A 14882-nucleotide genomic window follows, 5' to 3' on the forward strand; every position below is an offset into this window, starting at 1 on the left:
GCTCACCACGGCTTCGGGTAGGTCTCTCCACCGGCGCCGGGCGGGACCGTCCCGTTGCCCAGCTGCCGGTTGCGCTCCATGGTGTTGCGCTTCTGCAGCTGCTCGAGCTGCCGCTGGAGGGGTTCGCTCGGGACCTGCTCCGGGTCGGGCGTCGGGGTGGGCGCCGGAGTCGGCTGCGTCTGCGGCCGTGGCGTGTCCTGGGGTCCCGGGGTGGGCTGGTCGGGCTGGCCCGGCTCCTGGTCCTGGCTCTTGCCCTCCATCCGCTCCTGGGCCTGCTGCAGCTGCTCACCCGTCTGGCCCCCGAGCTCCGGCACGTCGCAGAGCGGGGGGCGCTGCCGGGTCGTCTCGAGACCCTTGGCATAGAACTGCTGCCACTCGAGCGTGCGCTCCCGGGCCTTCGCCTCGTCGCCGAGCCGCTCGTACGTCAGGCCGAGGTTGACCCGCACCTTGCACTCGTCGAGCCCGCCCTTCGGCACCTGCTCGAGCGCCTTCTCGAACCACGGCCGCGCCTCGTCGTAGCGCGGCACGAGCAGGTAGGCGTCGCCCATGGCGAAGGCCGCACGGAACGGCTCGACGACGTTGACCCAGCCCTGGCGGCCGGCCCAGTCCTGCGCGGCGACCTCCTGCCCGGCGCGGTAGGCCTCGAGCGTCTGCCCGTGGACGAGGTTGAGGCTGACGAGCTTCGCGGCAAGCAGCAGGGCCGCCAGGACCACCGGGGCCGACGCGAGGAGCAGCCGGCGACGGAGCCGACGACGGCCGGGCGAACGAGGGGGACGCGGTCGACCGAGTCGACCCGGCCGACCGAGTCGACCTGGTCGACCCGCACGGTCGGCACCACGCCGCCCGAAGGACCGCAGCGGACGACGGCGTCCGGCCCCGCGACCCGCATCCGGTTGCGGATCCGGGGTCGGCATCGTCCGGTCCGGCGTCACCTCGGTCGTCACGCACCCACCTCCCGACGCCGGGAGCGCACGAGGGCGGCCGCCGCGCCCCCGACCTCCCAGGCCGCGAGGGCCGCCACCACGAGCAGGGCCGCCCAGTAGAGCTCCTGCCGGCCCTGCACCGCGGCTCGCTGCTTCTCCTCCGCGGTGCCGAAGCGCTCGGCGTCGATGCCGTCGACGAGCCCGGCGACGGCCGCTCCCGCACTCCGGTGGGCGTAGGGCACGCCGAGCTGCTGCGCGAGCCGCTGGAGGGTGCCCTCGTCGATCACGGACACCGCGTCCTCACCGGTGCTCGGGTCACGGATGTAGTCGCCGCTGCGGCCGTAGCGCGCCATCGTGCCCTTCATCCGGCCCCCGGCGTGCGTGCCGTAGCCGAGCACCGCGCCACCCTGGACGAGGCCCGGCGCGATCGTGAACGGGGCCGGTTCGCCGGCGGCGGTCTGCTCGCCGTCCCCGAGGTAGTAGACGATGCGTCCCCGCTCCGGGTGTCGCTGGTCGGCGCTCGTGAGCAGGGCGCTCAGCCGCTCGTTGGCCGCAGTGACGGTGGACCCGTGGGAGAACTCCGACGGCTCCGGGCCGAGCGTCTCGACCGCCGCCTCGAGTGCGGTCGTGTCGGTCGTGAGCGGCAGCCGCACCCGGGTGTCGGCGTCGAAGGTGAGGACCGCGTAACGGGCGCCGGGCAGCGCCTCGGCGATGGCCAGGATGTCGGCCCGCACGCCCTCGAGCCGGGGCCGCTCCGGGCCGTAGTCCTCGGCGACCATGCTGCTCGTCGTGTCGACGACGAAGTAGACGTTGAGGTTGGTCGCCAGGGCGTCGACCTTCGCCCCGGGCAGCCCCGGACGGCACGCGGCGAGCGCGAGGAGGACGGCGGCGCCGGTGAGCCGGCCGTGCCGGGCACGGCTCTCCCCCGGCATCCCCGGACCGGCCGGGTTCCACCACACGGCGGCGAGGACCGCCGCGAGCAGCACGAGGATGACGGGCCACGGCAGGAGCGGCAGGAACGTCATGACCGCCACCTGCGGCTCGCGACGACCAACCCGACGAAGGCGAGGGACGCGGCAGCGATCGGGAGCGCCGGGCTGTCGGTGCGCAGCGCCCGGGACGCGGACTCGATGACGGTCGCCTCCTGTGCCTGGACCGACTCGACGATGCCTCCGATGGCGCCCCGGTCGGTCATCGAGTAGAACCGGCCACCGGTGCCCTCGACGACGTCGCGCATCTCCACCGACTCCCGCGACGCCCCGTCCGGCGCCGGGCTGAGCCCGTACACCCGCACCGCCTTGGCCCGGGCGAGCTGCCCGGCGTCGGTGAGCGGGACGAGCGGTCGTCCGGCCACCTCGTTGTCCGTCGCGAACACGACCGACCGCGCGCGCTGCGTGTCGGCGCGGTCGAAGCTCGTGACGCAGGTCGCGAGCCCGTCACCGATGAGCGAGGTGCCCCACCCGTTGAACGTTCCGGCAAAGAAGGCGTCCTGCACGGAGCCCCCCGTCAGGGCCTGCTCCGCCCCGTCGAGCTCCTCGTTGATGTAGTCGTAGTCGTCGGTGAGCGGGAAGACGGTCGCGGCGGAGCCGTTGAAGATGACCATGCCGATGCGCTCGCCCTCGAAGTCCGCCACGAGCCGGCGAAAGGTCCGGACGAGCTCGGCGTCGTAGCTGGCCATCGACCCGGACACGTCGAGGCACAGCATGATGTCGCGGCTGCGGGACTGCGGCCGCTCCACCGTGGTGTCGACCGGGCGTGCGGCCCCCAGCAGACTGGCACCGGCGAGCAGGGCGGCGGCTCCGGCCAGGGCGGCCGTACGCGCCCGGTGCGCGCGCAGCGCAGCCCGGAAGGCCGGGAGCCGGGTCAGGGTCGCTGAGTTCGCGACCGGGCGACGGGTCGCCCCGCGGCCGCGCAGCTCCCGCCAGAGGACAGCTGCAGCGAGCAAGGCCGCGGCGAACAGCCCCCATGCCAGCACCTCCGGCGTCCTCAGCTCCACCGCGACACCACCTGCCGGGCCAGCGCCGCGGCGTCGTCGAGCGTCTCGGCCCGGTGCGTGCCGAACTCGGCCGGGTAGAGCACGGCGACCGTCTCTGCGACCGTGCCGAGCCGCTCCCGGTCCCCCGTCTGGCGCAGGTCGGTCAGCGTCATCGTCGGGGCGGCGATGCCGGACACCTCCTGGACGAAGTGGCGGACCAGCACGCTCAGCTGCTGGTGCGCCTGCCGCTGGGTGACGGCGCCGGACCGCGCACGCCGGACGACCGTCTCGATCTGTCGGAGGTACTCCTGTCGCAGCTGCTCCACCCCGAGGCCCTGGCCACCAGCCGGGGGGCGGTGCCGCTGCGCCCGAGTCACCCACCAGACGACGGCGTACCAGGCCAGGACGAGCCCGACGAGGCCGATCCCGACCCAGAGCCACCGGCCCGCGTAGGGGTCGGGTGCGTAGAAGCCGGGTGGCGGGGCGTCAGCGAGCACGTCGCTGCCTCTCGAGCAGGGCGAGGACAGCGGGGACGACCGCCTCCGACGACGCGAGCCGACCGTGGGCGATGCCCAACCGCGCCAGCAGCGCGGCCGTCACCTCGACGCGGCGAGCCCGCTCAGCGGCATACGCCTCCTGCACTCGGGGGTCGAGACGCACCTCAGCCGGCAGCGCGTACCCGTCGGCGACGTCATAGGCGCCGACGCCGGCGGGGATGCGCGTGGGGTCGGCGTCCTCGATGGTGAGCCACAGGACCTCGTGCTGGACCCGGAGCCGACGCAGCAGGTCCTCCACCTCGGGACCGAGGTCACGGTCGTCGGCGAGGACGAGCAGGAGCATCCGGCGCCGGACGTGGCGGACGACCCACCGCAGCTGGGCGGCCGGATTGCTCTGGTCGCCGGTCACCGCCGTGGCGTCGTCGATGGCCTGGAGCAGCGTCTCGAGGTGGCCCTCGGTCCCCCGCAGCTCGTGCGTGGCGGTGCGCTCTGCGGTCCCCCGCACCAGCCCGACGACGTCACCGTGCCGCACCGCCAGGTAGCCGACCAGCCCCGCGGCCAGGATTGCAACGTCCTGCTTCGCCTCCCCGCTGGGCGTGGTGGCCGCCATCCCGCGGCCGGTGTCGGACACGAGGAGGAGATGGTGCTTGCGGGTCGCGACGTACCGCTTCACGAGCGGCGCGTCGTGGCGCGCCGTCGCCTTCCAGTCGATGTCGCGCACCTCGTCGCCCGGGACGTAGCCGCGCAGGTCGTCGTAGTCGAGGCTGCGGCCGTGGAAGAGCGACGCGTACTCGCCCTCCAAGAGACTGTGGGCGGGCCTGCGGGCGTGGACGAACAGCGCCGTCTTGACACGCAGCAGGTGGGTCGTCGCCATGCGCCCGCCCTAGGGGGTGCGGATCCCGGCGATCATCGCGTCGATGACCGTCTCGACCCGGACCTCGTCGGCCGTCGCCTCGTAGCCGAGCACGACCCGGTGCCGTAGGACGCGGTGGGCGAGCGCCTTCACGTCGTCCGGGATGACGTGGTTGCGGCCCTGGACGAGCGCGCGGGCGCGCGCCGCGCTGCTGAACGCGATGCTCGCGCGGGGGCTGGCCCCGAACTGCACGTATGACGCGAGCCGGGCTTCGATGTAGTCTGCCGGGTGCCGCGTCACGTAGGTGATGCCGACGACGTAGTTCGTGATCGCGGGGTCGATGTAGACCCGGCGGGTGAGGGCCTGCAGGCGCAGCACGTCGGCGAGGTCGACGACCTGCTGGGGTGGGCGCGCGTAGATGCCGGAGTCGATCCGGCGCAGCATGTCCGCCTCCTCCGCTGGCGAGGGGTAGTCGAGGACGTCCTTGAGCATGAAGCGGTCGAGCTGGGCCTCCGGCAGGGCGTAGGTGCCCTCCTGTTCGATGGGGTTCTGCGTCGCGAGGACGAGGAACGGGTCGGGCAGCCGGTAGGTCCGGTCGCCGATCGAGGTCTGCCGCTCCTGCATCGCCTCGAGCATCGCCGACTGGGTCTTGGCGCTCGACCGGTTGATCTCGTCGAGCAGGACGAAGTTCGCATGGACCGGTCCGAGCTGGGTGTCGAACCGGCCACTGCCCTGGTTGTAGACCTGCGTGCCGACGATGTCGCTCGGCAGCAGGTCAGGGGTGCACTGGATGCGGTGGAAGGTGCCCCGCACCGCCTCGGCGATGGTCTGGGCGGCCGTCGTCTTGGCGAGACCGGGCACGCTCTCGAGCAGGACGTGCCCGCCGGTCAGCAGGGCGACGAGGAGCGTCTCCTGCAGGCGGTCCTGCCCGACGACCTTGGCGTCGAAGGCGTCGGAGACGGCGCCGATCGTGCGGCTGGCCCACTCCACCTCGTCGCGGTCGAGCGGTGCCCTCACGCCCGGGTCGACGCTCGGGCCCGCATCCGGCACACCCTCAGGCACACCGTTGGGGGCACCGCGAGGGCCACCGTCGAGGGCCGTAGCAGTGCTGGCGTCAGTGTCGGTGTCGGCACCGCTGTCGTCGGGTGCTGGCGAGTCGACCGCCTCCTGACGCGGTGGCATGAGGTCGGCCTGCTCGTTCCCCTGCACGTCGCTCCCCCTTCTCGGCGGTCCGGCACGTCCGTCGTCGAGGGCCGCCTCGCCAGTCGAGCCGCTCGGCGAGCGAGCGACGTCCTAGAGCGCCATCGTAGACAGAGGCACCGCGACTCGGGCGGTCACGCGTCGATTCGCTCCCGGTCGACCTCGGCCGCGGACTCGATGATGAAGTCCTTGCGCGGGGCCACCTCGCTGCCCATGAGCAGCTCGAAGGTGCGCTCGGCGGCCTCGAGGTCGCGCATCGTCACCCGACGCAGGGTGCGGTGCCGCGGGTCCATCGTCGTGTCGGCGAGCTGGTCGGCGTCCATCTCGCCCAGACCTTTGTAGCGCTGCATGGGCTGCTTGATCTTCTTGCCCTTCTTCTCGAGCGAGCTGACGGTGCGCCGCATCTCCTGCTCGTTGTAGGTGTAGATCAGCTCGTTCTTCTTGGCGCCGTTGTGGATGACCTCGATCCGGTGCAGCGGCGGCATCGCGGCGAAGACCCGACCGGCCTCGACCAGGGGTCGCATGTAGCGGAAGAAGAGGGTCAGCAGCAGGGTGCGGATGTGGGCGCCGTCGACGTCGGCGTCGGTCATGATGATGACCTTGCCGTACCGGGCCGCGTCGAGGTCGAAGGTGCGGCCCGACCCGGCCCCGATGACCTGGATGATCGAGGCACACTCGGCGTTCTTGAGCATGTCCTGGATCGAGGCCTTCTGGACGTTGAGGATCTTGCCGCGGATCGGCAGGAGCGCCTGGAACTCCGAGTTGCGGGCCTCCTTGGCGGTGCCCATCGCCGAGTCCCCCTCGACGATGAACAGCTCAGAGCGGTCGACGTCGTGGGTGCGGCAGTCGCGCAGCTTCGCCGGCAGGGTCGAGGACTCGAGGGCGTTCTTGCGCCGCTGTGTCTCCTTGTGCAGGCGCGCGCTGATGCGCGTCTTCATCTCCGAGACGACCTTTTCGAGCAGCCGTGCCGACTGGTCCTTGTCACCCCGCTTCGTCGAGGTGATCCGCGCCGTCAGCTCCGTCTCGATGACCTTGGCGACGATGGCTCGCACCGCCGATGTGCCGAGGACCTCCTTCGTCTGGCCCTCGAACTGCGGCTCGGCGAGGCGGACCGTGACGACGGCCGTCATCCCGGCGAGGATGTCGTCCTTCTCGGGCTTGTCGCTGCCGACCTTGAGCCGCCGGGCATTGACCTCGAGCTGCTTGCGGAAGACCTTGAGCAGGGCCTGCTCGAAGCCGGCGACGTGGGTGCCGCCCTTGGGAGTGGCGATGATGTTGACGAACGACTGGACCCGGGTGTCGTAGCCCTGACCCCAGCGCAGCGCGATGTCGACTCCGCACTCGCGCTCGACCTCGGTCGGGGTCATGTGCCCGCGGTCGTCGAGCACCGGCACGGTCTCGGTGAAGCTGCCCGCCCCGGACAGGCGCCAGACGTCGGTGATGCCGGCGTCGGGAGCCAGGTAGTCGACGTACTCGGTGATGCCCCCGTCGTGCTGGAACACCTCCTCGGCGGGCGCGTCGTCGGCCCGGCCCGGCCGCTCGTCGCGCAGCACGAGGCGCAGCCCGGGCACGAGGAACGACGTCTGGCGGACCCGGGCGGCGAGGGCGTCGTAGTCGAGCTCGGCGTCCTTGATGAAGATCTGCCGGTCCGGCCAGAACCGCACGCGCGACCCGGTCACGCCCTTCTTCACCTTGCCGACGACGGGCAGGGTCCGCTTCGTCTCGTAGGGCGTGAACGGGGCGTCGGGCGAGTGGACCCCGACCGCGTCCTCGAAGCTGCCCGGCTCGCCCCGGCGAAAGCTCATGCCGTAGGTCTTGCCACCGCGGTCGACCTCGACGTCCAGTCGCGCGGACAGTGCGTTGACGACCGAGGCGCCGACGCCGTGCAGGCCTCCCGACGCGGCGTAGGAGCCGCCGCCGAACTTGCCGCCCGCGTGCAGCTTGGTGAAGACGACCTCGACGCCGGACAGCCCGGTGCGCGGCTCGATGTCGACGGGGATGCCGCGGCCGTTGTCGCGCACGACGATGGAGCCGTCGGCCCCGAGCACCACCTGGATCTCGGTGCAGGCGCCGGCGAGCGCCTCGTCGACGGCGTTGTCGATGATCTCCCAGAGGCAGTGCATCAGGCCGCGCTGGTCGGTCGACCCGATGTACATGCCGGGTCGCTTGCGGACGGCCTCGAGGCCCTCGAGGACCTGCAGGTGGCGGGCGGTGTAGTCGCCGTTGGTGGAGGCAGGGCGGGCGGCGGATGCCAAGGGTCGTTTCCTCTTTCGTGCGCGTCCCGGGCGGGCTCACGCGCCGACCGGCGACAGCATGCTAACCAGCAGGGCCGACAGGGGTGCGAAGGCTCGCGGCACCGGGGCAGCCCGGTCGCTCGACAGGGTGCGGTGAGACGGCCGACTGGGTAACGATCCGGGTGTCACCGTGTCTCAACCCACGAGCCTGCGACACGGGAAGGAATGAACGTGTTTCACTGTTGGAACGTCCACGACGTGCGATGGGGCAGGATCGAGGGCCGACCGGCCCACGTGAGAGGTCCCATCGGACGCCAGAGGTACATGAAAGGGTCTCCCTCGCGGGAAGACCCCGAGGGAAGAGAGAAGGCGAGAACGAGATGAACACAGCACTGGCACCAGAGCTGACGGCTGCGGACCGCTGTGACAGGTGCGGCGCGCAGGCCTACATTCGTGCTCGCCTCGTATCCGGGGGCGAGCTGTTGTTCTGTGCTCACCACGGTCGCGAGCACCTGCCCGCCCTTCAGGGCCAGGCCGTCGACATCCACGACGAGAGCGCGCGGCTCTCCGAGACTGCGGGGAGCGCCCCGGTCGACGAGCGGTGACGCACTGACGCCTGTCACGGTGGCGGTCGGCCTCGCCATGGTGGTGGGGACCGTCGGCATCGTCGTGCCGGTCCTGCCCGGCCTGTTCCTCGTCTGGGCCGCGAGCGCGGTCTGGGCCCTGGTCGAGCAGGACCGCACGGGGTGGGTGGTGCTCGTCGTCACGACCCTGCTGTATGCCGCTGGGCTCGTGACGCAGTACACCGTCCCCGGGCGTCGGCTGCGCGAGGCGGGAGTCGCGACGCGGGTCGTCGTCGTCGCGCTGGTCGCCGGAGCGGTCGGGTTCTTCGTCATCCCCGTCGTCGGCGCACCACTGCTCTTCGTCGCAGCGATCTACCTGATGTCCCGGCTGCAGGTGGGCAGCCATGGCCGTGCCTGGGCGGCCACCGTGCACGCGGTGCGCGCCATCGGCCTCAGCATGGGGATCGAGTTGCTGACGGCCTTCGCGATCATGACGACGTGGGTCGTCGGCCTGCTGCTCGTACGCTGACCGAGCCGGTCACCACTGGTCGCGGCGACGCTTCTCCCAGCGCTCCTCGAGCCGCTCCATGAAGCTGCCGTGAGTGGCCGACTGCTTGCCCTTGCCCCGGGTCGGGCTCGTCGCCGTGCCGTCGGACGAGACGGACCGCAGGGCGGTGCGTGCCGGGGAGACGGCGTAGGCGATGCCGGCGACCATGACGGCAAAGCCGATGGCTCCCAGCCATATGAGCGAGCTCATGGCGGAGAAGATCACCAGAGCGAGTCCGGCCACACCGGCCACGACGCCGATGACGATGCGTCCCCGCCCGAGGTGACGGGACTTCGTCTTCTGGATCCGCGAGGCGAATCGCGGGTCCTCGGCATAGAGCGCCTCCTCCATCTGCTGGAGAAGGGCCTCCTCGTGTTCCGAGAGTGCCACCTGGCACCTCCCTGTGATGTGCGTCCGACTCTGAGGTCCGGTCTGATCCCCGGTAGGTACCCGAATCATACGTGGACTCCCCTTCAGGATAGGTCCGGTTGGCCGTCCTGTGAACCTGAGGGCTCCGGCATGAGACTGGCCGGACGCACCGAGCCGGCCCCGAAGCGCGCGCTCGCGCGGTCGACGGCCCGGTCCGCGTCGCGCCAGCCCCGTTCGGGCTCGTCGAGCGTCGCCTGGATGGGGGTGCCGCTCGACGGGGCGAGGCCCTCGAGGCGGACGCCGACGAGCCGGATCCGGGCCCGTTGGAGGCCGAGCCGGTCGAACAGCTCGACCGCGGTGGCGTGGATCTCCCGGGAGACGTCGGTGTGGTTGCGCAGCGTCTTGGCGCGGGTGATCGTCGTGAAGTCGGCGAAGCGGACCTTGATCGAGATGGTCCTCCCGCTCATTCCCGCCGACCGGGCCCTCGCGGCGGTCCGGTCCGACAGGCGCAGCAGCTCGCGGTGCACGACGGCCGGGTCGTCGACGTCGTGGGCGAAGGTCTCGTCGGCACCGATGGACTTCTCCTGACGCTGCCGCTCGACGGGCCGGGGGTCGCGGCCCCACGCCAGCTCGTGCAGGTGCCGGCCGGCGACGTCGCCGAGGGCGCGCTGGAGCGTCTCGACGGGGGTGTGGGCCAGGTCGGCCACGGTGCGCAGGCCGAGCCGGTGCAGCTGCTCCTCGGTGCGCTCGCCGACGCCCCAGATCGCCCCCACGGGCAGCTGGTGCAGGAACGCGACGGTCTCGTTGCGCGGGACGACGAGCAGGCCGTCGGGCTTGGCGAGGCCGGAGGCGAGCTTCGCGACGAACTTCGACGCCGCGACGCCGACCGAGCATGTGATGCCCTGCTCGTCGGCGATCGTGTCGCGCAGCATCTGGGCGACCCGGGCAGGAGGTCCGAGCCGGCGCACCGCCCCCGAGACGTCGAGGAACGCCTCGTCGAGCGACAGCGGCTCGACGTGCTCGGTGAAGGTCGCGAAGGTCGCCATGATCGCGTCCGAGATGGCGGCGTAGCGGCGGTGGTCGGGCGGGATCACCACGGCCTGCGGGCAGAGCCGCCGCGCCCGCGCCATCGGCATGGCGGAGGTGACCCCGAAGGCGCGCGCCTCGTACGTCGCCGACAGCACGACGGACCGCCCGGAGCCACCGATGATGACCGGGCGGCCGCGAAGGTCCGGCCGCGACAGGAGCGAGGCCGAGGCGTAGAAGGCATCCATGTCGACGTGCAGGATCGTGCACCCGGTGTCGTCGGGCGGGCCGGGCTCGTTCCGGACGGGCACGCTGAACTGCCGCCGGCTCATCGCAGGGTCCTTCGGGCGCGGCCGGGCGCGGCCTCAGTCGCGGCGCGCGATGACGTGGAGGGCACTGCCGAGGGTGCCCAGGACCTCGCGTCCGGGGCCGCTGACGAGCAGGTCGTCGAGCTCGTCGAGCGCGGCCCGGTCGGCGGCCGAGTCGATGCGGGAGGCGGGCACGAGGTGGGACAGGATGCCGGCACCGCGGGCCTGCTCGATGGTGAAGCCGGCCGTGGTGAGCAGCTCGGTGAGCCGGTCGAGGTCGAAGCGGCGCGGCAGCGGGTCGTGCGGACCCCAGCGACCCTCGGCGTCGACGATGGCCGCCTTCGCCTGGGCGAACTCGCCGGCGATCGCCTTGGCGAAGACGACGGCAAGACGCCCGGACACGATGAGGGAGAGCACGCCACCGGGCTCGAGGGCGGCGGCTGTCGCCTGCAGGGTGGCGGCGGGGTCGTCGACGAACTCGAGTGTGCCGTGGCAGCACACGAGGTCGAAGGTCTCGCCGGACAGGACCGCCTCGAGCGAGTCGCCGTCGCCCTGGACGCCCCGGACCCGGGCGGAGACGCCGGCGGCGCGGGCACGCTCTCCGAGCGCGGCGAGGGCGTTGGGGCTGGGGTCGACGACGGTGACCCGGTGGCCGGAGACGGCGAGGGGCACGGCGACGCCGCCGGTGCCGCCACCGAGGTCGAGGACGTTGAGGGGACGCCCGAGTCGGTCCGTGCAGCTCGCCGCGAGCCGCTCGGTCGCCGCGACGACTGCTGACGTGCGAGCCACGGACCGGGGCTGGTCTCGCTGGTCCTGCGCCACGACGTCCTCCTCGGGTGAGACTGGTGCGCTCTCACCCTAGTGCCCTGCACTTCCCGGGCTGGCATGCCACAGCTTGCGCGGAGCGGTGCCCTGTGCGCCGGCCGGGACGAGGTCTCCGACACCGCGGAAGCCCTGGACCCCTGCCCCCGCCGGACGCACGTCGGCGTAGGGCGACTGTCGGTAGCCCGAGGCGTGGACGAGGACCCGCCGGCCGGCCCGGTGCGAGTCGGCATCGGCGAGCACGGCGGCGCGCTCCTGCGCAGACCGCTCGGCCTCGGCCAGGGCGGCGTGGAGCGCCGGCGGCCCGCCTCGTGACCAGGCCTCCTGCAGGGCGCTCAGCTCCCACGCGCCGGTGGCCCGGATGGACAGGCCCTTGGGGCCGGTCCGGCGGACCACTCCCCGGCAGAGGAGCAGCCACGAGTGGAAGATCGTCGCGGCATACGGGCCCTGGACGTCCTCGAAGAAGGTCAGGTCGATGGGACCGGTCGCATCATCGAGGGTGAGGAAGACGACGCGTCGGCCGGACCGGACCGGCGGCGTCTGGGTCGCGACCTTGACGCCGGCGACCCACACCTCGCGGCCGTTGCGGCCGGTGAGCAGGTCACGGGCCCGGCTGACCCCGAGCTCGGTCAACACCGGCTCGTAGAAGTCGACGACGTGTCCGCTCGCGTCGAGGCCGAGCACCTCGAGCTCGGCGCGCACGCGCTCGGGTCCGGTCATCTCCGGCAGCCCGCTCGTCGCGGTGAGGCGAGGCGTGTCGCCGAGGTCGAGGGTCAGCTGCGCGGCGACCGGTCGGTCACGTGCGGCCGGCCCCTCGGACTGGGCCGCGGCGAGGGCCCGCACATCGGGGTGACCCACCTGGTCGACGGACGCCTGGCGGGGACCACGGGCTCCACCGGGCCCACCGGCCGTCCCGGAACCACGGGCTCCACCGGGCCCACTGGCCGTCCCGGAACCACTGGCCGTCCTGGAACCACTGGCCGTCCTGGAACCACTGGCTCCCCGGGACCCACGGACCACCGCGGAGCGGCGGCCGCCCGTGCGCCGGGCGCCCGACCACCGGTCGAGCTCGGCGACGTGGAGGAGCAGGTCGCGGCGGGTGACCCTCCCCCGCTCGGTGAGGTCGAGGGACGTGCGGATGCCGTGGACGGCGTCGAAGCCACCCGCCAGGACGAGCCGCTCGACCACCGGGCGGGAGACGTGGGCGCGCTGCCAGAAGTCGGACAGGCTGGCGTACGGCGCACCCGCGACGATCCGCTCGACCTCGGCATCGGTGATGCCGTGGACGTCGGCGAGCGAGAGCCGGATCGCGGGCCGACCGTCGGGGTCGAGCTCGTAGCGGTAGCTGCCGGTGCTGACGTTGACGTCGAGCCCGAGGACCGTCACGCCGAAGGCCCGGGCGTCGTCGAGGATGAGCCGCTTCGGGTACATGCCCGGGTCGTGCGTGAGGACCCCGGCGAAGAAGGCGGCCGGGTGGTGCGCCTTGAGCCACGCGGACTGGTAGGTCGGCAGCGCGAAGGCCGCCGCGTGCGCCTTGCAGAAGCCGAACGAGGCGAACGCCTTGAGCACGGTCCAGATCCGGTCGACATCGTCCGGCTCGTAGCCCCGCGCCCGCGCCGCCGGTCGCCACCACCGTTCGACCCGCTCCTGGCCGTCGGTGCTGCCGAGGGCGCGGCGCACCTCGTCGGCCTCCGCGAGGCTGACCCCGGTCGTCTCGGCGACGATCTTGAGGACCTGCTCGTGGAAGACGACGACGCCCTCGGTCTCGGCGAGCGCGGGCACGAGCGTCGGGTGGAGGCAGTCCCGCTCCTGCCACCCCTGCCGCGCGTTGAGGAACGGGATGATCATGTCGGACTTGACCGGCCCGGGACGGAAGAGCGAGATGTCGATGATGAGGTCGTCGAACCGCTCGGGACCGAACTTGCCGATCAGCTCACGCTGGCCCGGGCTCTCGATCTGGAAGCACCCGAGGGTGCGGGTCGACCGGATCAGCTCGAAGGTCGCCGCGTCGTCGTGCGGCACCTGCTCCTCGTCGTCGAGGTCGACGTGCACGTCCTCGACCCGGGCCACCTCGTCGACCGCATGCGCCATCGCCGACTGCATGCGCACACCGAGGATGTCGAGCTTGAGCAGCCCGAGCGTCTCGACGTCGTCCTTGTCGAACTGGCTCATCGGGAAGCCCAGCCAGCTTGCCTCGACGGGCGTCCGGTCGAGCAGCCCGGAGTTGGACAGCACGACGCCGCACGGGTGCAGGGCGATGTGGCGGGGCAGGCCGTCGAGCCGCTCGACGAGGTCGAGGACGAGCTGGAGGCGGGGTGCGTCGAAGCCACTCGTGCGCAGCTCGGGCAGCTCGGCGAGCGCGTTGCGGGCGTTGCGGGCGGCGATGTGCGGGAACGCCTTGGCCATCGCGTCGACCTCGGCCGGTGGCATGCCGAGCGCGGCGCCGACGTCGCGGATCGCGTGCCGGACCCGGTAGGTGTCCATCATCGAGACGCACGTGACGCGGTCGCCGCCGAACCGCTCGAGAACCCGCTCGTAGATCTCGGTGCGGCGGGCGGACTCGACGTCGACGTCGATGTCGGGCAGCTGCGCCCGTAGGGGCGAGCAGAACCGTTCCATGAGCAGCCCGTGCCGCATCGGGTCGACGCCGGAGATGCCGAGCAGGTAGTTGACCAGGGACCCGGCCCCCGAGCCGCGGGCGGCGACCCGCACGCCCATCTCGCGGATGAGGTCGCAGACCGCCGCGACGGTGAGGAAGTAGGTCGGGTAGCCGAGCGTGTCGATCACGGCGAGCTCGTCCTCCAGACGCGTGCTGACCGCCTCGAGCCGTGACCCGGAGAGCGCCGGGTAGCGCGCGCCGATCGCCTCCCGGCAGCGGCGGGCGAGCACCTGCTGGGGGCTCACCCCCGGCCGGATGCCGAGCACATCGGGCTCGGGCAGGTGGACCGCCCCGACGCCGAGGTCGGCGCGGGGGTCCTGGACGCACTCGTCGGCGAGTGCGAGGGTCGAGCGGAGCAGCTCGCCGGCGACCTCACGGGCAAGCACGCCCCCACCGGTCAGGCCGGGCCCCGAGACCTGGGCGACGTCGAGGGCGATGCCGTGCATGAGCGGGGTCGGTGCGAGGTGGGCGGCGGTGGTGACCCGGTCGAGGTGGCGCGCGTCGAGCGGGACGAGGCGGCGGGCCGCGTCGAGCAGGTCTGCCACCGGTGCGTCCCGGCGATCGGTGTGCCGCACCGCAGCGGTGATGACGGCCCGCACACCGGTCTCGCGGGCGAGGGCGAGCATCCGGCCGGCGTGCCCGAGACTGCCGGGACGGCCCTCGGGGCCGCCGTGGCAGACGACCTCGACGGCGACGCACCCGGGCGGCAGGAGCGTGACCCACCGCTCGAGCGCGGCCCGAGCAGCCGTATGCCGCTTGGCGAGGACCGCGCGGCCGACGTCCGAGTCGGGCCCGAGCAGCACGACGAGCCGCCCGGGCGAGGCGTCGGCGTGCGCATGCTGGGCGACGAGCGCCGGGGTCGTCACGGGGTTGCCCCGCTCACCGCGCAGGTGCGTGGCGGTGACG

The 14882-nt window shown here is 72.6% G+C and carries 13 protein-coding genes; 2 read left to right on the plus strand and 11 right to left on the minus strand.

All coding sequences use genetic code 11. The features are described 5' to 3' along the window. Positions 1-2: 2 nt before the first annotated feature. The 7 genes from N864_RS23450 to N864_RS03815 form a co-directional block, all read right to left on the minus strand. Positions 3-713, minus strand: coding sequence for a tetratricopeptide repeat protein (locus N864_RS23450; protein ID WP_051518160.1), 711 nt, complete (start codon positions 711-713; stop codon positions 3-5). 227 nt (positions 714-940) lie between these two features. Then, a complete protein-coding gene (locus tag N864_RS03790) occupies positions 941-1948 on the minus strand; it encodes a vWA domain-containing protein (RefSeq protein WP_034713660.1) in 1008 nt (335 codons plus the stop codon). Further along, entirely contained in the window at positions 1945-2919 is a 975-nt protein-coding gene (locus N864_RS03795; protein WP_081793344.1) for a VWA domain-containing protein, read from the minus strand. The genes N864_RS03790 and N864_RS03795 overlap by 4 nt, the downstream gene beginning before the upstream one ends. Then, positions 2910-3395 carry a hypothetical protein gene (locus N864_RS25015; protein ID WP_034713662.1) on the minus strand — a complete coding sequence of 162 codons (486 nt, stop codon included), beginning with the start codon at positions 3393-3395 and terminating at the stop codon, positions 2910-2912. Before N864_RS25015 ends, N864_RS03795 begins: the two co-directional genes overlap by 10 nt. Beyond that, positions 3385-4269, minus strand: a complete 885-nt coding sequence (locus N864_RS03805; protein ID WP_034713664.1) for a DUF58 domain-containing protein — start codon at positions 4267-4269, stop codon at positions 3385-3387. Before N864_RS03805 ends, N864_RS25015 begins: the two co-directional genes overlap by 11 nt. Before the next feature lie 9 nt (positions 4270-4278). Beyond that, complete coding sequence (locus N864_RS03810) at positions 4279-5457, minus strand: AAA family ATPase (RefSeq protein ID WP_240474199.1); 1179 nt, start codon at positions 5455-5457, stop codon at positions 4279-4281. Between the two features lie 125 nt (positions 5458-5582). Then, positions 5583-7703 carry a DNA gyrase/topoisomerase IV subunit B gene (locus N864_RS03815; RefSeq protein WP_034713666.1) on the minus strand — a complete coding sequence of 707 codons (2121 nt, stop codon included), beginning with the start codon at positions 7701-7703 and terminating at the stop codon, positions 5583-5585. A gap of 359 nt (positions 7704-8062) precedes the next feature. Between N864_RS03815 and N864_RS03820 the strand changes: the two genes are divergently transcribed. Then, positions 8063-8287, plus strand: a complete 225-nt coding sequence (locus tag N864_RS03820; protein ID WP_034713667.1) for a DUF7455 domain-containing protein — start codon at positions 8063-8065, stop codon at positions 8285-8287. 19 nt (positions 8288-8306) lie between these two features. Beyond that, a complete protein-coding gene (locus N864_RS03825; RefSeq protein WP_034713669.1) occupies positions 8307-8774 on the plus strand; it encodes a DUF456 domain-containing protein in 468 nt (155 codons plus the stop codon). Between the two features lie 9 nt (positions 8775-8783). Here N864_RS03825 and N864_RS03830 read toward each other — a convergent pair whose 3' ends face one another. The 4 genes from N864_RS03830 to dnaE form a co-directional block, all read right to left on the minus strand. Further along, a complete protein-coding gene (locus N864_RS03830; RefSeq protein WP_034713671.1) occupies positions 8784-9182 on the minus strand; it encodes a DUF3040 domain-containing protein in 399 nt (132 codons plus the stop codon). 83 nt (positions 9183-9265) lie between these two features. Then, a complete protein-coding gene (gene dinB / locus N864_RS03835) occupies positions 9266-10519 on the minus strand; it encodes a DNA polymerase IV (protein WP_034713672.1) in 1254 nt (417 codons plus the stop codon). Positions 10520-10552: 33 nt separating this feature from the next. Beyond that, a complete protein-coding gene (locus N864_RS03840; protein WP_034713674.1) occupies positions 10553-11317 on the minus strand; it encodes a class I SAM-dependent methyltransferase in 765 nt (254 codons plus the stop codon). A gap of 36 nt (positions 11318-11353) precedes the next feature. Next, positions 11354-14882: DNA polymerase III subunit alpha (gene dnaE / locus N864_RS03845; protein ID WP_034713676.1), on the minus strand; the 3529-nt coding region annotated here is incomplete at its 5' end.

The organism is Intrasporangium chromatireducens Q5-1, assembly GCF_000576575.1.
Lineage (GTDB): Bacteria > Actinomycetota > Actinomycetes > Actinomycetales > Dermatophilaceae > Intrasporangium_A > Intrasporangium_A chromatireducens.